This is a genomic window from Desmonostoc vinosum, assembly GCF_059505385.1.
Genome location: NZ_JCACKM010000295.1, coordinates 44,009 through 67,980 on the forward strand (window position 1 = coordinate 44,009; position 23,972 = coordinate 67,980).

Genomic DNA, 23,972 nt, shown 5'->3' on the forward strand with positions numbered 1-23,972 from the left:
GGACTGGGAACTGGGGATATACCTAATACTAGTACGTGATCCCCAATCACCAGTACCTGAAATTGAGGGAAGCGAAAGGAGCAGAGAGGCATTTTTATGACCGTCTCTGCTCCTTGGTAATCAGAGCCAAAAGGTGCTATTTGACGATTTTGGAGACGACACCAGCACCGATAGTACGACCACCTTCACGGATAGCAAAGCGCATTCCTTGCTCGATCGCGATGGGGTTGATCAATTCTACGGTCATTTTGATGCGATCGCCTGGCATGACCATTTCCGCTGCACTACCATCATCTGAGGTGAAGGTCGTGATCGTACCAGTTACATCTGTTGTCCGTACATAGAATTGAGGACGGTAGCCAGGGAAAAATGGAGTTTTCCGACCACCTTCTTTCTCGGTGAGGACGTACACTTCACCCTCAAATTGAGTGTGGGGTTTAATGGAACCAGGTTTAGCTAACACCATCCCCCGTTCAATATCAGCTTTTTGGATACCACGAAGCAGTACACCAGCATTATCTCCAGCCATCCCTTCGTCGAGACTCTTCTTGAACATCTCGATCCCGGTGACAGTGGTGCTGCGGTTGTCTCTGATCCCCACGAGTTCCACGTTGTCGCCAACTTTGACTTTACCCCGTTCAATCCGTCCGGTAGCAACGGTACCACGACCTGTGATTGAGAATACGTCTTCTACAGCCATCAGGAAGGGTTTGTCTACATCGCGTTCTGGAGTGGGGATGAAAGAATCTACAGCATCCATCAACTCATAGATCTTGTCTACCCATTCGTTTTCGCCTCGTTGGTTCTTAGGATTCTTGGTCATGGCTTCAAGGGCTTGTAGACCAGAACCTTTGACAATGGGGATGTCGTCACCAGGGAAATCATAGCTAGACAGCAATTCCCGCAGTTCTAGTTCCACTAGTTCTAGCAGTTCTGGGTCATCCATCAAGTCTTCTTTGTTCAAGAAAACAACCAGACTGGGAACGCCGACCTGTTTTGCTAGTAGGATGTGTTCGCGGGTTTGGGGCATGGGGCCGTCGGTAGCAGCAACTACAAGGATAGCTCCATCCATCTGAGCCGCACCGGTGATCATGTTTTTTACATAGTCAGCGTGTCCGGGGCAATCTACGTGAGCATAGTGCCGATTTTCGGTTTCATACTCAACGTGAGCGGTATTGATGGTAATCCCCCGCGCCTTTTCTTCTGGGGCGTTATCGATTTGGTCGTAGCCTTTAGCTACTGCCTGACCAAGAGCTGCCAAGGTCATGGTGATGGCTGCCGTTAACGTAGTTTTACCGTGGTCAACGTGGCCAATAGTACCGATATTTATATGGGGTTTATTCCTTTCAAACTTTGCGCGTGCCATGAATGCTCGTTTCCTTTTTTAATTAAGCGTTCCCTTTGCTTTTTGCAATGATTGCCTCAGCGACGTTGCGAGGCACTTCTTCGTAGTGGCTAAACTCCATTGAGAAGATGCCCCGACCTTGGGTTTTCGACCGGATATCTGTGGCGTAGCCAAACATTTCTGCCAACGGAACTTTAGCTGTTACTTTGGCAATACTCTGCTCAGATCCCATCCCTTCAATTTGCCCACGACGGGAATTGAGGTCGCCCATAACATCCCCAAGGAAGTTTTCGGGAACTTCTACCTCAACTTTCATCATAGGCTCTAAGAGGACGGGTGAAGCTTTCATCACTGCCTCTTTCATCGCCATTGAGCCAGCGATCTTGAAAGCCATTTCTGAAGAGTCTACATCATGGTATGACCCATCAATTAGCGTTGCTTTCACGTCAATTAGCGGATATCCAGCTAATACACCGGATTCACAGCTTTCTTTCATCCCTTGTTCTGCGGGGCCGATGTATTCTTTCGGTACAGTACCACCAACAATTTTGGAGACGAATTCAAAACCGGTACCTGGTTCTCCTGGCTGCAAATCGATGACAACGTGACCGTATTGACCTTTACCACCGCTTTGACGGATAAATTTGCCTTCAATTCTAGAAACAGCTTTGCGAATTGTTTCGCGGTAAGCTACTTGCGGCGCACCGACATTTGCTTCCACTTTGAATTCGCGTAGCATCCGGTCTACCAGAATTTCTAGGTGTAGTTCTCCCATCCCTGCGATCACGGTTTGATTGGTTTCGGGATCAACGCTAACGCGGAAGGTTGGGTCTTCTTCTGAGAGAGATTGCAGCGCCTTGGAGAGCTTATCCATGTCGTTCTTGGTTTTGGGTTCAACCGCTACCGAGATTACAGGCTCAGGAATAAATAGGGATTCTAGTATGACTGGTGAGCTTTCATCAGTAATGGTATCACCAGTTAAGGTATCTTTTAACCCCAGAGCCGCGCCCAAATCACCCGCTCGCAGTTCGTCAACATCTTGCCGATCATCTGCTTTGAGAACTACTAAACGAGAAATCCGTTCTTTCTTATTCTTAGTAGCGTTGAGAACGTAACTACCTTTTTTTAGAACTCCAGAATAAACGCGAACGAAGGTGAGGCGACCATAAGGGTCAGCCATAATTTTGAATGCCAAGGCGGATAGCGGTTCGCTGTCATCAGCTCGACGTTCAACAGTATCACCATTCAGCAGTGTGCCTTGAATGGGTGGTACTTCGGTTGGTGCTGGCAAGTAATCGACAACAGCATCCAGCATTAACTGCACGCCTTTGTTTTTAAATGCTGAGCCACAAAGTACGGGGACAATCGTACCAGCAATTGTGCCTTTACGTAGAGCAGTAGCGATTTCATCATCTGTAAGTTCTTCACCCTCGAAGTACTTAGTCATCAGATCGTCATCTGTTTCTGATACTGCTTCGATCAGTTTTGTCCGATATTCTTCAGCTTGTTCTTGCAGTTCTGCCGGAATTTCTGTTTCTTGGATATCTGTTCCTTGGTCGTTAGCGTAAATATATGCACGCTTGTGAACTAGGTCAACAATACCCTTGAAGTCGTTCTCACTACCAATTGGCAGTTGAATGGCAATGGCATTAGCTCGCAGGCGATCGCGCATCTGCTCGTGAACTTTGTAGAAGTTCGCTCCTGTGCGATCCATTTTGTTAATGAAGGCTATCCGGGGTACTTTGTAGCGATCTGCTTGTCGCCACACGGTTTCGGATTGGGGTTGTACGCCACCTACAGAACAAAATACTGCGATTACACCATCCAACACCCGCATGGAACGTTCAACCTCAATGGTGAAGTCTACGTGACCTGGAGTATCGATAATGTTAATTTGATGATCTTTCCAACTGGTACTAATAGCAGCAGCAGTAATGGTAATTCCCCGTTCCCGCTCCTGATCCATCCAGTCTGTTACGGCAGTTCCTTCATGAACTTCGCCAATTTTATGAATTATTCCAGAGTAAAACAATATTCTCTCTGTTGTTGTCGTTTTGCCCGCATCTATATGCGCCGCAATACCGATGTTGCGTACTCTCTCTAGCGGGATCGTACGTGCCACAGTTGCCTCCTATAGTTTTCGCCTCATGATATCTTGTATATTACTCTTTGTTAAGATTCTATACTTTTACGGAAAACCGTCTTTATTTGAAAATCATACGATATACCGCTTTTAAAACAACGGCATATCGCTGTTTTACTTAGTAACGATAATGTGCAAATGCTTTGTTAGCTTCTGCCATGCGGTGCGTTTCTTCCCGCTTGCGAATGGCATTTCCGGTTTCATTGGCAGCATCCATTAGTTCGTTTGCCAATTTGCCTGCCATTGTGCGGCCTGGTCTTGATCTAGAAAACTGCACTAACCAACGTAGTGCTAAGGTAGTACCCCGTTCTGAACGTACTTCCATGGGAACTTGGTAGGTTGCTCCCCCAACTCGTCGAGCTTTGACTTCTACCAAAGGCGTTGCATTCCGCACTGCTCGCTCAAAGGTTTCTAAGGCATTATTGCCTGTGCGTTCTTCAATAGTTTTCAGTGCATCATAAACAAGCCGCGCGGCAAGAGATTTCTTACCATGACGCATGATCCGCCGGATCATCATACTAACAAGGCGACTGTTGTAAACTGAGTCAGGCGGAACAGGGCGCTTTTGAATAACACCACGACGAGACATACTTCACCTTTAATTTGAAATTTGGCAACGAAACTATATGCTATCAGACACTGGAAACTCAAAGCGGAGTAACCCGCTTTTGAGAATTTGGGAATTTTTCTCTACAAGTTGCAGCGAGACTAAACTAAATTAACTTGCTACTTGCAACTAGACATTGATCAAAAACGGCATAATTAACTTTAATATTTTGATTAAAGTACTGTCGCCTACTGGATTTTACTCAGAGCTTTCTACACTTGCTCGCTTAGTGTAGGGTGTAACTTAACAGCAGGGAACGCTTAACAGAGAGCAGCGCGGTCTTGGGGTTTCCCCAAGTGTAGCGACTGCGGAGGAACAGGGTTGAAAGTCTTTTTTATATGACTTTGTTCTTAAAACTTGTACCTCATTTACCTGCAATTTGCTGTAATTTTTGGGAAACAGAGATCACTGCTGATGTTTACTACTGTTTCAAGCAAGCGCTAACTTCTTTGTTTTTTAGGACTTCTAGGAAAACGATTAATCGCGTCAGACACGATTAACCGCCCAATCCTATTTTTTGGCTTCTTTGGGACGCTTGGTTCCATATTTGGAGCGGCCTTGCTTACGGTCTTTGACTCCGGCTGTATCTAAGGTGCCACGAATAATATGGTATCTCACGCCCGGTAAATCTTTTACCCGACCGCCACGAATCATCACAACTGAGTGTTCTTGCAAGTTGTGCCCAATTCCTGGAATGTAAGCTGTAACTTCAAATCCAGATGTGAGCCTTACCCTTGCTACTTTACGTAGAGCTGAGTTAGGCTTTTTAGGTGTGGTTGTGTATACTCTGGTACAAACGCCCCGACGTTGAGGGCATTGTTTCAGAGCGGGAGATTTGGTTTTCTGACGAGCTTGTTCGCGCTCGTTACGTATTAGCTGCTGTATGGTTGGCATGAGTTACAGCGCGTAAAGCTGCTTATGTCTAAGTTTTAACAAATCCTGATTATAGCTTTTTTATGGTTTTATGTCAATCGTCAATTGTTCTTTGTCAGTTGTTTTTTACCATGAACCACTGACTACTAACTACTGACTAATAGAGAAGGAGTTACCACAGCCACAGGTGGCGATCGCCTGGGGGTTATGGAAGCGAAAGCCGCCACCCATCAGGTCTTCGGAATAATCCACTGTTAAACCATTGATGTAATTTAAGCTTTGGGCGTCTACGACGGTCGCAATTCCATGTAAGTCTAATATGCGATCGCCATCTTTTGCCGCTTCATCGAAAGACAGGTCATAAAACCAGCCAGAGCAGCCACCAGACTTAACTGCTAATCGAAACAAGACGTTTGGTTGCTGCTTGGACTTCATCCGCCCGATTTCAGTTGCGGCTGCTTGACTTAGAAGAACCATAGAATTTGTTGATTTCTATTTAAACAGCCTAACACAACAGGCTCTCTTTTTTGCTTGCCGCTAGTAGAAAGAGAGCCTGTTGTAGTTACCAATAGCTAATTGGCACACAAAAGTATTTGATATTTTTCAGATTAAAGCTTTTAAAGCCTGAAACCAACTAAAGACACTTTGGTTTTAATCTTTAGCACGGGCATAATCATCTTGGTAGCGAATAATATCATCTTCTCCTAAGTATTCGCCATTTTGTACTTCAATTAATACTAAAGGAATGACGCCAGGATTTTCTAAACGATGAGCTGTACATTGAGGTACATAAGTTGATTGGTTATTGCCTAACAGGATTTCTTGCTCGCCACAAACTACTCTGGCTGTACCAGAAACAACAATCCAGTGTTCGCTGCGGTGGTGATGCATTTGGAGACTGAGGCGGTGTCCAGGCTTAACTTCAATGCGCTTAATTTTGTATCCACGCCCTTCTTCCAAAACTGTAAAAGAACCCCAAGGACGTAGCTCGGTTGCAGCAACGCCACGAGAAGTGATAGCTGAAGATAAGTGTAGGGTGTTGGTTTGTGTGGTTTCTTGTAATTGAGCCATAGTTACCTTATTTGGAGACGGAACAAACATCGATACTCTTAGCTATTGATGGAAAATTTGGCGCTATTGTGCAACGGTGAAAACCAGCAATTTAATTTCACTCTGCTAAACATAGCAAAATCAAACATTGTGGTGTAAACCATTACCGCAAAAACTAGTATGTCTACACTAATTCTTCATCAAGCAAAATGGAGGCTTATTGTAAACTTTAAAAAGGGAGTGGGGAGTAGGGAGTAGGGAATGGGAATGGAGACGCAAAGACGCGGAGACAATATTCTCCTCATCCCCCTCACTTCCTCATCTTTTAGTTGGTGAGCGAAGTCGAACCACATCCCCCTCATCTCCCTACTCCCTACTCCCTACTCCCTACTCCCTACTCCCCACCCCGCGGTTGCAGGAAAATACCTATGCCGTTATGGACGCGAGCGGCTGTACTGGGGGAACGATCGAGTAGTTGTCCTCCTAAGTACAGACTAGTGGAACTACCACCGTCTAAATTTAGGGCATTTACACACCCTAGACTTTGCATGAGCTGGGCATGTTCTGCCAAGGTGGGGCCAGGGCCACCAGCGCGATTATGCACAGTAGTAATCATGAGAGTGCCTGTTGCTGTTGTGCAAATACCGCTGCGAATAGCTTTTTCTGCAATAAAGGCGTTGCTAAATTTTTCGCTTTTAGCATCAAGAACTATTTGACGATTTTGGATCAGCAAGGGCCCTGCTCCTACGATATGAGGGTAACGGTTAAAGTCAGCTGGCGTTGTGGCACTAGCAATATTGACTGTAGTGCTAATGGGCAATTGTGGTGCCGCAGTAGCAGCAGTGCCGCGTAAGGTTAGCAAATAGCCATCTTGAGGAATGGGAACTGCAATTTCATTAGCTTTCCCTCCTGGTAATTGGTTAGTTATTTGGTTTTTCTGAATTACCAGAATGATTTCATTGTCTGTTAGGGGAGTGTAGGTTGCACCCCAAACTGGGGTGTAACGAGCAATACCACTTTGGGTGTAACCGCTATTAAGAAATATAATTGGTAGACGCTGGTTATTGGCAGTAATTAAAGTTTCTTCTAAGGTGAGACGACCAAAGTAAAATTGTCCAGAATCATTCCAAGCGATCGCGCCTCGGTTGAGAATAGGGCCTGATAACCACTGATTATCTCGACGAATTGCACCTAATGGTAATTTGTTATTGCGGTTAAAATAACCACCATTAATTGCCGCAACTGCTAAGTATTTTTGCGCTGTTTGAATTAAGGGAGCAGTACCTGTAAGGGTATTAAAGTCTGTCCAAAAGGGTTTCAGCTTTAATCCAATAGTACGAGGGTTAATTTCTAGCCACACAACCGGAAATCGCTCAGTGCCTAAATTTACATAACGTTGTCGCCACTGCAATCCAGGTGCCCAAGTAATACTCCGTTCCACCATCGCATCGGGTCGAATATCGATGATGAGGCGATTGGGATTAGCTACGGTACTAATCTGAGGAGACAGACCAAAGGGAACGCTCAAACGAATAATTGTTTGGTTATTGATTACCTCTACTCGTCTAATTAGTGGTTCAGGGATGGGTGTTGGTAATTTTGGTGTGGGGGTTGGTAATGTTGGGGGTGTTGGAGTCGGTGTTGGTAGTGTTGGGGTGGGTATTGATGGGGTCGGTAGCGTTGGAGGTGTTGGGGTGGGTGTTGGTAGTGTTGGTAGTGTTGGGGGTGGTGGGGGTGGTGGGGTGTTTGGTGATAATTGTTTGAGTGGGTCTGGCTGTGGCAGTGTGACGGGTAGGACAGGGGTATAGCGTTCTATTAGGGCGGAATTGGCTATACCATCTAAGGTAATGATCCACTCTCGGTTTGGCAGTGTAGTGATTTTGGGAGTTAATGTATCTGGGTCGGGGGTTGAACTTGGGGTTGTTTTAATTGGCAATCCTTGTATAATTTGCCAAGGGGTTGGTCGGTCTAAATTGACAACAAGGCGATCCTGTTGTGTAGGAGTTTCGCTAACACCCGCAGGCTGTTTACTTTGAACAATATCTATGACTTGCGTTTGCGGAGTGCTAATGAGCAGAATGTTACCGTTAGCTTTTATCTGCCATCCTGCTGTCCCCGCAAAGTTAGTGATATCTAAATAGCGATATGCTCCCAGCAGTCTTGTGGTTAAAATTAATGGCTTGGCGACCGAGGAAAACCACTGTATTGGTTGTTTAGCTGGATTGCTGCTGTTGAGAAAATCGACTCCGATTAATTGTTTGAATACCCCATCACTGAGATGAGTTGTCAACTGATTAGCTGTACCGAGTTGCTGTAGCCAAGTTCCTGGTAAGGTACGACCATTCAGAGAAATTTGATTACCAGAGAATGATCTTCTTGGCAAGGGGGGTGTAGGGGTTTTTGGGGTCAACCTTGGTATTGGTTTAATATTTGTTGGGGACTCTTGAGCATTAGTAATACAGGTAGCTGTTAAGCACAGTGCGATCGCAAGTATTGGTGACACAGAAGAGCGAAAAAAACTACTATTGCCAAATAAGGAAATAGCAAAGGGGTATCTTTGTTGGCAACAATTCAGCATTTTTACCATCATTTACTAGGTACTTTTGAAAGTTATCACCCCAAGCGCAAGCTAACCAATTATTTATAAATATTAAGGAATCATGACTTTGTTTGTCAGCAAATGTGATAGCTTATATATTGGCTTCTTGTCTCTTCTAGAAATCAACCAACGATTTTGCAGCTAAAATCACTGGAATTAAGTGTTTTAGCTGGCATTAGTTCCAACCAAACTATAATAGTAGTCCTAGTGACTAAAACTAGATTGAGAATGTTTCATCCTCACAATGGTTGCTACTGGTGCTACTTAAGTGAGGCTAAGTTATTACTAAGACAGGTAGCAACAGCTAGAAAGTAAAAATCTAGACAAAAACAAAAATATTAGGAATTGTCAAATGGGTATACTGTGTAATACTCTGATTTTGTTGCTGAATCAGAGTGAAGCGATCGCTTCGAGTTCAGTCTCAGGTAAGTAAAGGCAGGCTCTACCTGAAAAATTAGGTGCATCTAGTAGAAAAGGAAAATTGAGAAAATACTTAGCTTCACGATATAAATGTAAAAACGCCAGGGCAAAAAGTTTGTCCGGGTAAAAGTGGTTTGTTTGATAACCACTGCATTAATAATAAATACAAAAATGACGCGATTATTTTAACACGGGTGAATTAAAAAGTAAAACCGAAGTTAAAATTTTTTTTCCTCAATTTTTAACAGGTAAAAATTAGAAATTTTTCTTATAAGTAGCAGCAAAATTGGTAACTCAACATTTTAGGAACAGGGTATGAATAATCAACCGATGAATCAAGAACAGACAGTCACAGCGGCTATTGACTCAAGAAATACCTACCAGGGGCAAAGGTGGTTAGTAGAAGAACGAGATGCCTGTGGTGTAGGTTTTATTGCTCATCGCCAGAATCATGCCAGCCACGAAATTATGGCAAAAGCGCTAGCAGCTTTGACTTGCTTGGAACACCGGGGTGGGTGTAGTGCAGATCAAGACTCTGGTGATGGTGCGGGAATATTGACAGCTATCCCTTGGGAGTTGTTTCAACAAGACTATATTGTCGCAGGGAAAGAATTATCATCTACTAGTAATTTGGCTGTGGGAATGATTTTTCTTCCGCCTGATAAAGAAGCAGCCAAAAAAGCCAAAGCCACGGTTGAGCAAGTAGCTATTGAAGAAAAATTTACTGTACTGGGTTGGCGAGTAGTACCAGTACAACCTGATTTGCTGGGTGTACAAGCAAGAGAAAATCAACCCCAAATAGAGCAAATTATTTTAGCTGCCACAGACACAAGCGGCGATGAACTCGAACGTCGGTTGTACATTACTCGCCGCCGAATTAGTAAGGTTGCATCGGATATCTCAGAGGATTTTTATATTTGTTCTCTATCAAGTCGCACAATTGTTTACAAGGGCATGGTGCGTTCTGCGGTGTTGGGAGAATTTTATCAAGATTTAAAAAATCCAGCCTACAAGAGCGCCTTTGCAGTTTATCATCGTCGCTTCAGCACTAACACCATGCCCAAGTGGCCTTTAGCCCAACCGATGCGGCTATTGGGACACAATGGAGAAATTAATACACTTTTAGGTAATATCAACTGGATGATGGCGCGAGAAGCCACCCTGAATCATCCGGTGTGGGGTGATCACATCAATACTCTCAAGCCATTAGTCCACATTGACAATAGCGACTCCGCCACACTAGATAATGTGCTGGAATTGTTGGTGCGTTCTGGGCGCAGTCCTTTGGAAGCCTTGATGATCATGGTTCCAGAGGCTTATCAAAATCAGCCTTCCTTGCAGAACTATCCCGAAATTGTCGATTTTTACGAATATTACAGCGGTTTGCAAGAAGCGTGGGATGGGCCAGCGCTCTTGGTCTTCAGCGATGGCAAAAAAGTTGGTGCGACACTAGATCGTAATGGTTTAAGACCAGCACGTTATGTGATTACTAAGGATAACTACATCGTTGTTGCTTCTGAGGCTGGGGTTGTAGATTTCCCAGAATCTAACATTATTGAAAAAGGCAGACTTGGCCCAGGGCAAATGATTGCTGTGGATTTAGTCAACCACGAAGTTCTGAAAAATTGGGAGATTAAGCAGCGCATCGCCCAACAGCAACCATACGGGAAATGGCTGCAACAGTACCGCCAAGAATTAAAGTCACTAGTTGAGAGTTCGTCATTAGTCAATGGCAAAGGACAAGTGACAACCGAAAGACAAACCCTACTTCAGCATCAAATTGCCTTTGGCTACACCACAGAAGATGTGGAAATGGTGATTCAAGACATGGCCAAAGAAGGTAAAGAACCAACCTTCTCGATGGGGGATGATATTCCTCTAGCTGTGCTGTCAGAAAAACCTCATCTCCTCTACGATTATTTCAAGCAACGCTTTGCCCAAGTCACAAACCCAGCGATTGATCCTCTACGGGAAAAGCTAGTGATGTCGTTGAAAGTGGAACTGGGTGAACGGGGTAATTTACTAGAACCAAAACCAGAATACGCCCGCAGACTAAAACTCGAATCGCCACTGTTAACAGAGGCAGAATTAGAAGTTGTGAAACTGTCAGGATTTGCCACGGCTGAGTTGTCAACTCTGTTTACAATCGCCAATGGCCCAGAAGGACTCAAAGCAGCAGTGGAGTCTTTACAAGCACAAGCAGCTGAGTCTGTGCGAGCAGGTGCGAAGATTTTAATATTGAGCGATCGCACAGGGGATGGGATCAGTGCAGAATACAGTTACATTCCACCACTGTTAGCTATAGGTGCTGTACATCATCACCTAATTCGTGAGGGATTGCGGATGAAGACATCCCTGGTGATTGATACTGCACAATGCTGGAGTACACATCACTTTGCTTGTCTGATTGGCTATGGTGCTGGTGCAGTTTGCCCTTACATGGCTTTGGATACGGTACGCGATTGGTGGCATGATTCCAAAACCCAAAAGTTAATGGATTTGGAGAAGATTCCTAACCTTACCTTAGAGCAAGCTTTAAGAAATTATCGCAAAGCTGTAGAGTCGGGTTTGTTAAAAATTCTCTCCAAAATGGGAATTTCTTTACTCTCCAGCTACCAAGCAGCACAAATCTTTGAAGCTATAGGCATTGGTGGAGATTTATTAGATTTAGGATTTAGGGGTACAACTTCTCGGATTGGTGGTTTGAGTGTCAAAGAACTGGCGGTTGAGATACTATCTTTCCATAGCAAAGCTTTCCCAGAACTGAATACGAAAAAGCTAGAAAACTTGGGCTTTGTGCAGTACCGTCCCGGCGGTGAGTATCACATGAATAGCCCAGAATTGGTGAAGGCGCTACATAAAGCGATTGATGGCAAGAAATACGACCATTACGAAGTCTACAAAAAACATCTGCAAAACAGACCAATCACAGCATTGCGTGATTTACTCGATTTCCAAAGCGATCGCTCGCCCATTCCCCTAGAAGAAGTAGAATCAGTCGCAGATATTTTTCAACGCTTCTGCACAGGTGGCATGTCTTTGGGTGCTTTGTCAAGAGAAGCTCATGAAATTTTAGCGATCGCTATGAACCGCATCGGTGGTAAATCAAATTCTGGGGAAGGTGGCGAAGATCCAGTTAGATACAAACGGCTGAATGATGTCGATGAGTCTGGTCACTCACCCACCCTACCGCACCTCAAAGGATTGCGGAATGGTGATACAGCTTCTAGTGCGATCAAACAAGTTGCATCGGGGCGCTTTGGTGTCACACCAGAGTATTTAGTTAGCGCTAGGCAAATTGAAATCAAAATTGCCCAAGGTGCAAAACCTGGGGAAGGTGGACAACTACCAGGGCCGAAAGTCAGTCCTTATATTGCGATGTTAAGGCGTTCTAAGCCTGGTGTTACCTTAATTTCACCACCACCACACCATGATATCTACTCCATTGAAGACTTAGCACAGTTGATTTTTGACCTGCACCAAATCAACCCGAAAGCGCAAGTATCGGTGAAATTGGTTGCCGAAATTGGCATCGGAACGATCGCCGCAGGTGTAGCGAAAGCCAACGCTGATATCATTCAAATCTCCGGTCATGATGGTGGTACAGGGGCATCGCCACTCAGTTCAATTAAACACGCCGGTTCACCTTGGGAGTTGGGTTTAAGCGAAGTACACCGCGTCTTGATGAATAATAGTTTGCGCGATCGCGTCATTCTGCGCGTCGATGGCGGACTAAAAAGTGGCTGGGATGTGGTGATGAGTGCGTTGATGGGTGGTGAAGAATTCGGCTTCGGTTCCATCGCCATGATTGCGGAAGGCTGTATTATGGCGCGGGTTTGTCACCTTAATACCTGTCCCAAGGGTGTCGCTACGCAAAAAGCAGAACTCCGCGAACGGTTTACCGGGATACCGGAACACGTCGTCAACTTCTTCTACTTCATTGCCGAAGAAGTGCGGAGTTTGTTAGCACAGCTTGGCTATCGTTCTTTATCAGAACTGATTGGGCGTGCAGACTTATTAAAAGTGCGCCCAGATGTGAAACTCACCAAAACGCAATCATTAAATCTTAACTGCTTGCTGCAACTCCCAGATACCAAAGAAAACCGTGGCTGGTTGGTGCATGAAGAAGTCCACAGCAACGGCGTGGTTTTGGATGATCAATTGCTTGCAGATCCAGAAATTAAAGCAGCTATCGACAATCAAGCTGCTGTGACGAAGACTTTAGCGATAGCTAATACTGATCGAACTGTCGGTGCTAGGTTAGCTGGTGCGATCGCTTCTAAGTATGGCGATAGCGACTTTGAAGGGCAAATTAATCTCAACTTCACAGGTAGTGTTGGACAAAGCTTTGGCGCTTTCAACTTGGGTGGTGTGATTCTCACCCTGGCAGGAGAAGCCAACGACTACGTAGGTAAGGGGATGCATGGTGGTGAAATCATCATCAAACCCCCAGCGAATGCTACCTATGAAACATCACAAAATGTGATTGTTGGCAATACTTGTCTTTATGGTGCTACTGGGGGAGTGTTATTTGCCAACGGTTTGGCGGGAGAACGCTTTGCGGTGCGTAACTCCAAGGGTGTAGCCGTGATTGAAGGTGCTGGCGATCATTGCTGTGAGTATATGACTGGGGGCGTGATTGTCGTCTTGGGGAAAGTTGGACGCAATGTTGGCGCAGGTATGACTGGCGGCTTGGCATACTTTTTAGATGAAGACGGCAATTTCGCAGAGTTAGTTAACCCGGAAATTGTCAAAATTCAGCGAGTGGAGACGGAAGCAGGTGAAAAGCAGTTGCAAGAATTAATTAAAACTCATTGCGATCGCACTGGTTCACCAAAGGCGCAGCAGATTTTACAAAACTGGCAAGAATATCTACCTAAGTTTTGGCAAATGGTGCCGCCTTCTGAGGCTGATAGTCCTGAAGCTAATTCTCACAAAAAACAGCTAAGTCCTGTTTAATAGTTGATTCATGAGGGCATAACGGTTGTTGTGCCCTTATTATTTACGACAATTTCGTATCTAATATTAGTTGCCTTGTGTCAATACAAATGACTAGTGACTAATGACAATTGTTATTTTTTATTAGCAATCATTTCGTCTTTAGCTTGCATTTCTAAAAGTTCTGGAATAGTTACAAAGCTGTAACCTTGTTTTTTGAAGGTGCTAATAATTTGTGGAAGGGCTTGTACAGTTCTGGAACGATTACCTCCGCCATCATGCATGAGGACAATCCCACCGGGTTTGGAATCTTTGACGACGTTATGGACTAATCTTGGTACAGTGGGCAGCTTGTAATCTATGGAGTCGGCTGACCACATGACTACGGTATATTTTTGGCCTTTGGCGTAGGCAACTAATCCATTGTGCATCATTCCTCCAGGTGGTCGGAACAGAGTTGTTTTCGCACCTGTGACTTGATAAATTAAGTTTGTTGTGCTTTCAATTTCAAAAGCGGCTGCTTGTTGGTTAAAGAAATGATACCAGTGATTCCAAGTATGGTTGGCGATGACGTGACCTTCAGCCACAATCCGCTTGCCTAATTCTGGGTAATTTTTGAGGTTCCGCCCAACGACAAAAAATGTTCCTTTGATATTGTTGGCTTTGAGGACATCTAGTACTTGTGCTGTTGTCTCAGGCCATGGGCCATCATCAAAGGTGAGAGCGATCGCTTTTTGACCTTGAGTGAGTTTTGCCGACTTAATTATTGCACCTTGAAAGCTTGCCGGCACAGGATAACCAAAGCCTTTTGCTTGTGCTTCTTGTTGCCAAGTTGAAAGCATCGCGGCTCTAAAGGATTCAAGGCGTTGCTGAGTTCCTAATTTCGGGACTATATCTATATCTATATTTTGTTGACTTTGAAGATGTTTGCTTTGAGCCTCTGAGGCAATTGGCTTGATTAATGTCATAAAGCCAAGGCTTAAACTACCACCTAAGGCAAGCAGTCCAACTAATATTCCTGGAGACCAAAGAAACGACTTTTTGTTTTCCACTTCATAGCTCCTTCAAGGGTCGAACCTCCATCTGTGGTTCTGACGGTATTTGATGACACACTTTTCTATATACTTGGATACTCAGTTACCCTGATAATTCTCAAAGTTAGTATAGAGATTAACAGAAGCTTTGTAACTGGAAAGATAGATTATATAGGTTTAACTTAAGCTTATATGATCTAGCTTGGAGCGATCGCAGTCTGGACAATATTTGGTACTGTTTAATCTATTTAATTTCTATTACATACTCACGAAAACTAAGGTTTGCATCTGTATATTACTACCGCTAGCTTGAGGCAGGAGTGCAATTAGGTAATTAACCACACCTCGATAAACCTGGCTACTGAACAGCTGATAATTGATTGTTTTCTCTAGTCTTTCCGCTAATCGATAATGAAGCTTTGATCCCCTAACAGGTCTTATTCAAGACTTTGAAATTTTACCAATTAAGTAGGCTAGTTAATTAGCGAGTTATTATACTTACACTATTCATAAGGGATAATGCACATAATTAAAAAGGTTAATAAACTGTTAGTTTCATAGTTAATAAGTTATATTCTACTGCTTGTGACCTCTGCTTACTTTTTAAGAAAAAGTTAAATTTTTAACTTAACTTAATATCGTTTTTTGTTTTCTATTTAAGAGATAGACGAAAATCTACTTAATATAGTTTCTCTTTGTCAACAGGCATTTATTCGTCAACCTAGATAGCTTGGCTAATCCGCCAAAGATAATTTTATCAATATTTTAGTGCTGTTTTTGATACTCTTGTACAAGAATCCTATTTGATTTTTGACAAAGCTCAGTATTCTTGTACTCTCTTTTTCTGCTCCCTGCCTACGCAAGTCAGTAGGCTACGCCAAGCTAGGCTAACAGAAATCAAAGCAGACTGCTATCTTAATCTGTATTGCTCATAGCTTTATCTGGTGTTGCATATTTGCGGGATGATTTAATTGATTTTGTCGGATGGGCGTCTCGCCACCCGTCCCTTGGCTTTTAAGGCGGGCTTTTTGACCCACCTTACAAGATTCATCCCTAGATTCAGCAACGCCATAGCTTTATCTGTATTGTTTTATGGTTGGCCTCACTTAATCTGAGGTTATACATCATAAATATTACAGTTTTACATATATTGTTAGCGTATAAATACGGTAGTTGATCACAATATATTAGCCAAATCTTAACAGGTTACTCACAATATGTGCTAATTTTGGATCTTCTGACAAAAATTTACGTTTTTTCTTATGTAAAAGTATTTTTTTGTACTTAACATTTGGGTATTACTTTCACTTTGTTTTAATTTCTGATTCTTTAATAAAACCTCCTGTTTCCTTTAAAGTATAGATAGGGCGACCTTTAACCTCTTCATAGATGCGGCCGATATACTCGCCTAAGATGCCAACACAGAGTAATTGTACAGATCCTAAGAAAAACATGGCGATCGTAATTAATGTGTAGCCGATTAAGGGAGATACCGGATCAAATAAACGCCAATACAACACTAGTAATATCATCAATAAAGCTATTCCAGCGGAGAGTAACCCGATGTAAGTTGCTAGTTTTAAAGGAACAGTCGAGAAAGAAATAATTCCATCGACTGCTAAAGCCCAAGACTTACCGAAGGTGTACTTGACTTTTCCAGCAAAACGCGGGTTTCTTTCAAAGAGTACAGCAGTTTGGCGAAAACCTATCCAAGCTCGTAAGCCGCGAATGTAGCGGTTACGTTCTGGCATTGTATTGAGGATATCTACTACTTGGCGATCCATCAAGCAGAAGTCCCCCGTATCACTGGGTATATCGACATTAGCCAACCGCCGCAGGATGCGATAAAAAGCGTAGGCGGTAAAGCGTTTGGGCCAGCTTTCTCGTTTGCGAGATAAGCGCTGAGCGTATACTACTTGATAGTCTTGTTGCCATTTTTCGATCATCGTTAAAATTAGCTCTGGCGGATCTTGGAGATCAGCATCCATGACGATCGCACATTTACCTTGCACAAAGTTAAGTCCTGCTGTGACTGCAATTTGATGACCAAAATTTCGAGCCAAACTGAGATAACGCACCCGACTATCACGATGGTGGAGTTCGCGGATCAAATTTAAAGAGCGATCGCGGCTACCATCATCAATTAAAATCAATTCAACCTCGCCATCTAACTGTGCCATGACATTATTTAGACGACGGTACATTTCGGGGATATTTTCTTCTTCGTTATAAATGGGAATTACTAAAGAGTAAATTGGCTGAGTCACGATAATTATTTGTGTAGACAGGGAGTAGGGAATGGGGAGTAGGGAGTAGGGAGTAGAAAATTAGGTATCCGAAGTTTTTTCACCAAATCAAATAGGAGTTCTATATTATTTCTATTTGATTTGTGAAAATTGCCTATGTTTAAATTCCCGACTTTGAGCAAAAGTTGAAAATATGTATGAATTCAATTATTAATAAAAGATTATCCCAATTTCAGATATGCGTTTACTCCCAGAAAAATATTGGTTATTAGGCTTAGTTGTAGGTTCTTTAATTTTGTGGTTGATTTTTTTAGGAAATTCCCCCTTACGAGACTGGGATGAAGGTACTGTCGCACAGGTGGCACGAGAAATTTGGCGTGCCCCAATTGGTTCAATGCATTGGCTTTACCCTACTTTAGGCGGTGAACCATATCATAATAAACCGCCTCTAATCCATTTATTAATTGCTTGGACTTACTCTGTAGGAGGCGTGAGTGAATGGACAACACGTTTACCTGGTGCAGTATTAACCGCTTTGGGAGTGCCTTTGCTTTACTTAGTTGGGCGTTTGCTTTTTAACCAAAGTTTACCAGCTTTGTTTGCTGCTTTAGTTTACTTAACATTGTTGCCTGTGGTGCGTCACGGACGCCTAGCAATGCTGGATGGTGCGATGATTACCTTTTTTTTACTTTTGTTATTTTGTCTTTTAAAAGCGCGTCAGAATCAAAAATATGCTTTGGGTGTGGGATTTTGTTTAGGGTTAATTACTTTAACCAAGGGAATGATAGTTTTATTGCTAGGAGCGATCGCTTGTTTATTTCTACTGGCAAATCGGCAATTAATTTTATTGAAAACTCCCTATTTATGGATAGGAATATTTTTAGGAAATGCCCCGGCGGCTACTTGGTATATAGCTCAATGGCAACATTATGGAAATGATTTTTTCCAGGTTAATTTGCAAGCACAAACCTTTGAGCGGCTTGTGCAACCTGTTGAAGGCAATAGTGGCCCTCCTTGGTATTATTTAATTGAGTTAATTAAATATAGTTTTCCCTGGATCTTATTTTTGCCGGGAGGATTTTATTTAGCTGGGAAAAAACGTCATGCTGGTTGGGGCTGTCTAATTCTTATAGGTACAATTGTTTACTTGGGAACTATCTCTTTAATGAGAACAAAACTCCCTTGGTATATCATGCCTGTATACCCATTTTTAGCGTTGGCAATTGGTGCGAGTTTGAGTGAAGTTTGGCAACAAGGTTACTTGAAAAACCGAATTTTGGTGATATTTTTTTGTGTAATAGCGATCGCGGGTTTAGGGAGTTGTGTTTACTTTTTTGTTACTAATCCTGAGCCTGTTTTAATTGTGATGAGCAGTGTTTTGGTGGTAAGTATGGGCATCGTGGCATGGTTAATTTTACAGTGCGATCGCCGATTTATTTTAGTTTTATTTTCTGGAATGTATTTAGTTTTAGCCCTGTTGATGAGTTCGCAATCTTGGATTTGGGAATTAAATGAAAACTTTGCAGTTAAGCCAGTTGCCACATTAATTCGCACCCACACCCCACCAGGAACAAAGATATACACTTCATTTGCATATGCTCGTCCTAGTTTAGATTTTTATTGCGACTGTCAAGTTATCCCTGTAACAGTACCTGTTTTACAACAAATGGGAACAAGTAAGAATTACTTGTTGTTAGATCATGCAACCATACAACAAGTAAATTTACTTGATCATCCAGCTTTAGGTACAGCTGAAGGATTTACTTTGATTTCTCCTTCAGCTAGTTGAAAGCGATCGCGACGAAAGACACAGAAGGGGACACGGAGAGTTTTTGAATAATAAATTGTTCCCTATTCCCTATTCCCCATCATGCTTCACAGTTATTATAAGGATACAAAAGTCCTTGGGCATATTCATCGCGGGAGAAAGGAGCATAATCAGAGTGATGAAATTGTTGTACAACTTCATCAGCAAAGAATGCACCAAGTTTTGTTAATTCAATTTTTTGCTCATCTTCAACAATTAATCCAAAAGATTTCAGATTTTCAATTTTGTTACGGAAAACGTGATTCAGGGAGACTCCACCTGTGACTTTTTCAAAGTAACTTTTCCACACAGTTCGATTCTTTAAAGGCAGAATAATCGCCCATCGCATTTGTTCTTCTTGATTTCTGACTATACCTCTATTGATTGGCATTTTTCCCGCCGCAATCATAGAGTAATATTCGTCAAAATCTTGTGTGTTGAGTATAAATCTATCTCTGAGACTACTAAAAGCTGTCAAACCAAATCCCACCTGATCTAACAATCCGCAGCACTGATTATCAGCATAGTGAGAGTAATGTTTGCGTTCTTTTGTAAATACTCGACGGAGATTTTCATGATAACCATGTTCATTCAAAATATCGATTGCCAACTGTTTCATCATCAAGGTTTCTTCGACAGTTGGTAATTCATCTGGTTGTCTTTCGCTCAAGCGTTTAATTGGGCCTTGAAAATCTCCATAAGCTTCAATTTTCAGTCGATATAACTGGATTTCTTCTGTTCCTAAAGACACGGCATGTTCCATGACTTCAATCCAGTTATCTAAAGTTTGCCCAGGATAGCCAAAAATGAATTCTATATTGACTTGATAGCCAAACTCCTTGGCATTTTCAATAGATTCTAGTATCTCCTTGACGCCGTGATGACGATTCATTTTCTTGAGGGTATCTGCATTCAAAGATTGAGATCCTATGGTGAGACGATCAACACCATAAGAACGCATTAAGCGTAATCTCTCTCTACCTTCTTCACCAATTAGGGTTACGGGATCAACATCGTAGTTAAATTGAGTGCAAGTTGATAAATCTACCCGTTGCACAAAGAAATTTAAAAACTTATCTAATTGCTCTAAACTTAGATAAGTTGGTGTTCCTCCTCCTACCAGAATTGATCTAGCTTTAATTTTGTCAATTCCTAACCGCCGCATGTAAAGATCCATTTCTTTTTCCAATGCGTCTAGGTACTGGTCTTTTTCTGGATTTCGTTCTCCTAATTGCACTGGATAATGGCAGAAAATACAACGTTGCCGGCAAAATGGAATATGGATATAGACATCCAATAACCCATCTTCAGGGAGAGTATAACTCTGAAATAATTCTTCTTCAGTAATCGGAGAATACATCGTGATCGGCGGATAATGCACGGATGGGAAAAAATCTCCGTGAGTGCAAATTAATCCTGCCTCTTGTAATCGTTTTAAATCTGCAACTCTTTCTTTCGCTCTAGCAATTAGTAACTCTTTACGGTTCGTGATTTTATTTGGAGCAATTGTCATTTAATTTTCTCCTATTTTTAAGAAGTTAATTTTTCCAGAAACTAAATCTTATAATTATTGTATTAATACCATATTTACGAACTTAAAAATCTTGAAAATGGTAAATATAAAAATTAAATTATGCAAATAATTACTGAAACAATTGTTTACTAAAAAAATCATCGCTTGTGAGTGGCTTGGTAGTCACTGTTTCCTATGCCCTGTCATTAACTTACACAAATACAAATAATTCCGATTAGTGTGAGTATTGTACCTAGCACTGATCTAAAAGCAATTTTTTCTTTGAGGAAAATTGCCGCTAAAGGTAAAATAAACAGAGGTTCTGTTGAGCCTAATGTATTGGCAACAGAAACATCTACATATTTAATTGCCACCAATGACAGCCAAAAACCTCCAAAAGTGATGACGCACACTGATACCAAGAAAAAGTAAACTAGATTGCGATCGCGAAACGGAATCATCCAGCGTCCTAGACGTTGGGTAACTGTACCAAAAAAAAGTATTCCCGTGGTTCCAGACAACATGCGAATGAATGTTGCTTGGATTGTTGAGACCGATTCTAAGCCTTTCTTAGCAACAATCATCGATATCGACATACACAAAACTGATAAAAGTCCGAAGGCAATTCCTCTCCATTTAGAGAATTGCATTTCTCCTGATAACTTTGCAGACAGAACTACGCCAATACCGAAGATAACTAGGGCAATACCAAACCATGCAATTAATGTTGGCGTTTCACCAAGCAGAAATACTGCTAAAAATACAGTTAAAACTTCTCCGATCATTAATAACATGACTAGAGCATGTGGCCCCAAATCTTGCAGAGCTTCAAAAAAGAAAGTATCGCCTAAGCTAATACCTAGTAATCCACTAAATATTAGTAGGATTAACGCCTGTGATTGGATGTCATTGTAACCAGTAAAAACTAGAGCTAAGCTTAACAAAATAACACTAACTGCCCCTTTAGCCAAAGTCATTGCTAAAGGTGGAATATGTTCCCCTAATTGTTTAAATAGGATTGATCCTATCGCCCAGGAAGCAGCAGAACCCAAAGCAGCAGCAATCCCAATTGCTCGCAAATCCATTTTTAGTTTAGTGTATGATTGATTTTTGTATTTCAGGAATCAATACTACCGATTCCTGAAATTGTTACAAGCAAGCTAAGTAGTTTTCTGGAAAACTAAAACGTACCTTTGCGGAATAAAAGCGTAATCTTTCACAAACTTGAAGCCATAATTTTGCAATTGACTAATAATTAGTTCCTTGGCAATGTATGGCCCATGGTAAGGAAGTTCAGAATCTTTAACTAAACCATTATCAACAACAACTAAAGTTCCCTTATTTTTCAATGCAGTTTTGATACTGTTAACAAAGTTATCAATATCATAATTAGTAGACATAGCGTAGATGTTATGGTAAAGAGAACACATAAAAGCCAAATCCACTTGATTGGCCTTCAATCCAATTGTGTCACCACCAGTATGAACGGATTTAATATTTTTGATGCCAAGTTTTTGACTGGTACTGTTGACATAATTAAGATGATTTTGCACAGTATCAATCGCAAACACATTTCCTTTTTCACCAACTAATTGAGAGAATTTGAACGTATAATATCCTGGGCCACTCCCAATATCAGCGATATTTTGCCCAGCTTTTAAGTTAAGAGAACTGAGAATCTTGCTAGTTTTTTCCCATTCTTCTCTTCTAGGATTGCTAAAAAGAATAAAGTCTTCTAGAGATGCTTTACGGTCTTGACCAGCTTGGTTATCTTGATCGGCAAATGTTTTTAATTTATATTTGCGCTGAATGTATTCTTTTAAGTTGGCGAAGTCGTTGGCAGCAAAAAAGTTATAAAAACTGGCAACAAACTTATCAGATAAATATTTTTGCTTTTCACTATCCGTAGCTAACAGATATTGACAGAACCATTGTAGAGCTGAGTATTCTCCACCATAATTCTCTCTGGGAATGATTTTATTGTAAATTTGGATTGCGGCTTTGCCGGAGTTTACTTGTTTATTTTCTAAAAAATCTAGAACCAATTTTCCAGCTTGGATGCCATCTTGAGTTGTAGCAAAAGAATCATTACTTCCAACGTGAATGATCGATTTTTGGGAAGTAATTTGCACCCAGTCAAATGAAGAGTTTTTCGACTGAGTTGTCCAGGGATTAAATGTGTATAAAACTACTGCCAGGATTGCAGTTAAAATTGACAAGACAATCAAAAGCAAAGTGCGCTCTGCTTTTCGTGTCCGTATTGTTTCACTCATTTTTATGATGATTTTTGCAATTGATGGAACAGTAAACAGACTATAATCTGTAGAATTTTGATTTAGCTTTACCTCTAAGAAATGAGCGAATAGTTTAAGCTTGTTTCTTGAGAGGGTAGATGAACTTGTAAACCTGCCTCTTCAATAGTTTTGAGAGCATGGTCTAAGCTGACTACAAAGCGTTTTTCAGAGTAAATACGGAATTTTTGACGGTATCCTGTGGGAGTAAAGTTGATAGTCAGTACATTAGCTCCTGCATTTAATCCCATGAGTTGGCCATGTTTTTGAATCTTTTCTAGAGCGCTGACTGTAGGAATTAATGCCGATGGTAGCGCTAGGCGATAAATCGCCATTGTATTCAAAGTGTAATTAATATTGCCATAAGACAATTTTTCTAAAGGTGTATTTTGATTGGGAATAAATGGAGAAGAACTGACAAAATCAGGCTGGAGTTTAATTGCTAGTAAAATATCTTCGGCAAGGGTATCTAAGGTTTGATTGGGTAAACCAACAATATTTCCTGTGCCAACTTTAAATCCAGCTTCTTGAAGCCAGCTAAGACATTGAAGTCTTTTTTGGAGAGATGTATAAGCGATTTCTTTGTAAAAATCAGGGTTTGAAGTTTCAAATTTGAGAATGTAAGAATCTGCTCCTAGTTCAGCAAATTTAGAATAAACTTCTCTTGGTCTTTCCCCCAAGCATAAAAGAACATTTAAATTTAATTTTCTAAGTTCTGGGATGACTTCTTCTAATATGGGATCACAATTGGGGTCTTGTCCAGATTGGAGAAAAATGGTGGAGATAATATTAGTTTTTTTAATTTCTTCGGCAAGATATAAAATTTCTTCGGCGCTCAATCGATATCTTTCTAAACCTTTATTTGCTGCCCGCATAGCACAGTAGTCGCAGTTTTTTTGGCAGTAATTAGAAATTTCCATTACGCCTCGCAACATGACTTTATCTGTTCCATGAAGACGGCGCATGACTCTAGCTTTCTGGAACAAACTTTGCTGCATTTCTCCTTCTAGCTGTAGCAATTCTATAAGTTCTGACTTAGTTAATTGCTTGATATCTATGTTTTCTTCTTGTGTCCAAAATTTCATAGCTTCTATCTCTCTAGTCCT

Annotated in this window: 15 protein-coding genes; 2 read left to right on the forward strand and 13 right to left on the reverse strand. The window is 41.7% G+C overall.

Translation table 11 applies throughout. From position 1 onward, the window contains the following. Nucleotides 1-136: 136 nt before the first annotated feature. The 7 genes from tuf to AC5JMF_RS30395 form a co-directional block, all read right to left on the reverse strand. Nucleotides 137-1,366 carry an elongation factor Tu gene (gene tuf / locus AC5JMF_RS30365; protein WP_495799421.1) on the reverse strand — a complete coding sequence of 410 codons (1,230 nt, stop codon included), beginning with the start codon at nt 1,364-1,366 and terminating at the stop codon, nt 137-139. Between the two features lie 22 nt (nt 1,367-1,388). After that, the gene (gene fusA, locus AC5JMF_RS30370) at nt 1,389-3,467 is read right to left on the reverse strand and encodes an elongation factor G (RefSeq protein WP_495799422.1); all 2,079 of its coding nucleotides are present in this window, start codon (nt 3,465-3,467) and stop codon (nt 1,389-1,391) included. Between the two features lie 139 nt (nt 3,468-3,606). Beyond that, nucleotides 3,607-4,077: a 30S ribosomal protein S7 gene (gene rpsG, locus AC5JMF_RS30375; protein WP_495799423.1), complete on the reverse strand. Its 471-nt coding sequence runs from the start codon at nt 4,075-4,077 to the stop codon at nt 3,607-3,609. A gap of 528 nt (nt 4,078-4,605) precedes the next feature. After that, nucleotides 4,606-4,989, reverse strand: coding sequence for a 30S ribosomal protein S12 (gene rpsL / locus AC5JMF_RS30380; RefSeq protein ID WP_012410236.1), 384 nt, complete (start codon nt 4,987-4,989; stop codon nt 4,606-4,608). A 129-nt stretch (nt 4,990-5,118) separates the two neighbouring features. Next, entirely contained in the window at nt 5,119-5,445 is a 327-nt protein-coding gene (locus AC5JMF_RS30385; protein WP_495799424.1) for a HesB/IscA family protein, read from the reverse strand. Nucleotides 5,446-5,619: 174 nt separating this feature from the next. Then, a complete protein-coding gene (locus tag AC5JMF_RS30390; RefSeq protein ID WP_495799425.1) occupies nt 5,620-6,039 on the reverse strand; it encodes a phosphomannose isomerase type II C-terminal cupin domain in 420 nt (139 codons plus the stop codon). Between the two features lie 373 nt (nt 6,040-6,412). Next, a complete protein-coding gene (locus AC5JMF_RS30395; protein WP_495799426.1) occupies nt 6,413-8,596 on the reverse strand; it encodes a phosphodiester glycosidase family protein in 2,184 nt (727 codons plus the stop codon). Between the two features lie 756 nt (nt 8,597-9,352). Between AC5JMF_RS30395 and gltB the strand changes: the two genes are divergently transcribed. Continuing rightward, nucleotides 9,353-13,996, forward strand: a complete 4,644-nt coding sequence (gltB, locus tag AC5JMF_RS30400) for a glutamate synthase large subunit (RefSeq protein ID WP_495799427.1) — start codon at nt 9,353-9,355, stop codon at nt 13,994-13,996. 113 nt (nt 13,997-14,109) lie between these two features. Here gltB and AC5JMF_RS30405 read toward each other — a convergent pair whose 3' ends face one another. Continuing rightward, a complete protein-coding gene (locus AC5JMF_RS30405) occupies nt 14,110-15,027 on the reverse strand; it encodes a polysaccharide deacetylase family protein (protein ID WP_495799428.1) in 918 nt (305 codons plus the stop codon). A 1,286-nt stretch (nt 15,028-16,313) separates the two neighbouring features. After that, nucleotides 16,314-17,276: a glycosyltransferase family 2 protein gene (locus tag AC5JMF_RS30410; RefSeq protein ID WP_495799429.1), complete on the reverse strand. Its 963-nt coding sequence runs from the start codon at nt 17,274-17,276 to the stop codon at nt 16,314-16,316. A 217-nt stretch (nt 17,277-17,493) separates the two neighbouring features. Here AC5JMF_RS30410 and AC5JMF_RS30415 point away from each other — a divergent pair, with 217 nt between their 5' ends. Next, nucleotides 17,494-19,044 carry an ArnT family glycosyltransferase gene (locus AC5JMF_RS30415; RefSeq protein WP_495799430.1) on the forward strand — a complete coding sequence of 517 codons (1,551 nt, stop codon included), beginning with the start codon at nt 17,494-17,496 and terminating at the stop codon, nt 19,042-19,044. Nucleotides 19,045-19,123: 79 nt separating this feature from the next. Here the strand turns inward: AC5JMF_RS30415 and AC5JMF_RS30420 are convergent, their stop codons facing one another. The 4 genes from AC5JMF_RS30420 to AC5JMF_RS30435 all read right to left on the reverse strand — a co-directional run bounded on the left by AC5JMF_RS30420 (nt 19,124) and on the right by AC5JMF_RS30435 (nt 23,951). Next, entirely contained in the window at nt 19,124-20,575 is a 1,452-nt protein-coding gene (locus AC5JMF_RS30420) for a coproporphyrinogen-III oxidase family protein (RefSeq protein WP_495799431.1), read from the reverse strand. Nucleotides 20,576-20,781: 206 nt separating this feature from the next. Further along, entirely contained in the window at nt 20,782-21,660 is an 879-nt protein-coding gene (locus AC5JMF_RS30425) for a DMT family transporter (protein WP_495799432.1), read from the reverse strand. A 75-nt stretch (nt 21,661-21,735) separates the two neighbouring features. Continuing rightward, nucleotides 21,736-22,848 carry a class I SAM-dependent methyltransferase gene (locus AC5JMF_RS30430; RefSeq protein WP_495799433.1) on the reverse strand — a complete coding sequence of 371 codons (1,113 nt, stop codon included), beginning with the start codon at nt 22,846-22,848 and terminating at the stop codon, nt 21,736-21,738. Nucleotides 22,849-22,922: 74 nt separating this feature from the next. Beyond that, nucleotides 22,923-23,951, reverse strand: a complete 1,029-nt coding sequence (locus AC5JMF_RS30435) for a biotin synthase BioB (protein WP_495799434.1) — start codon at nt 23,949-23,951, stop codon at nt 22,923-22,925. Nucleotides 23,952-23,972 lie beyond the last annotated feature (21 nt).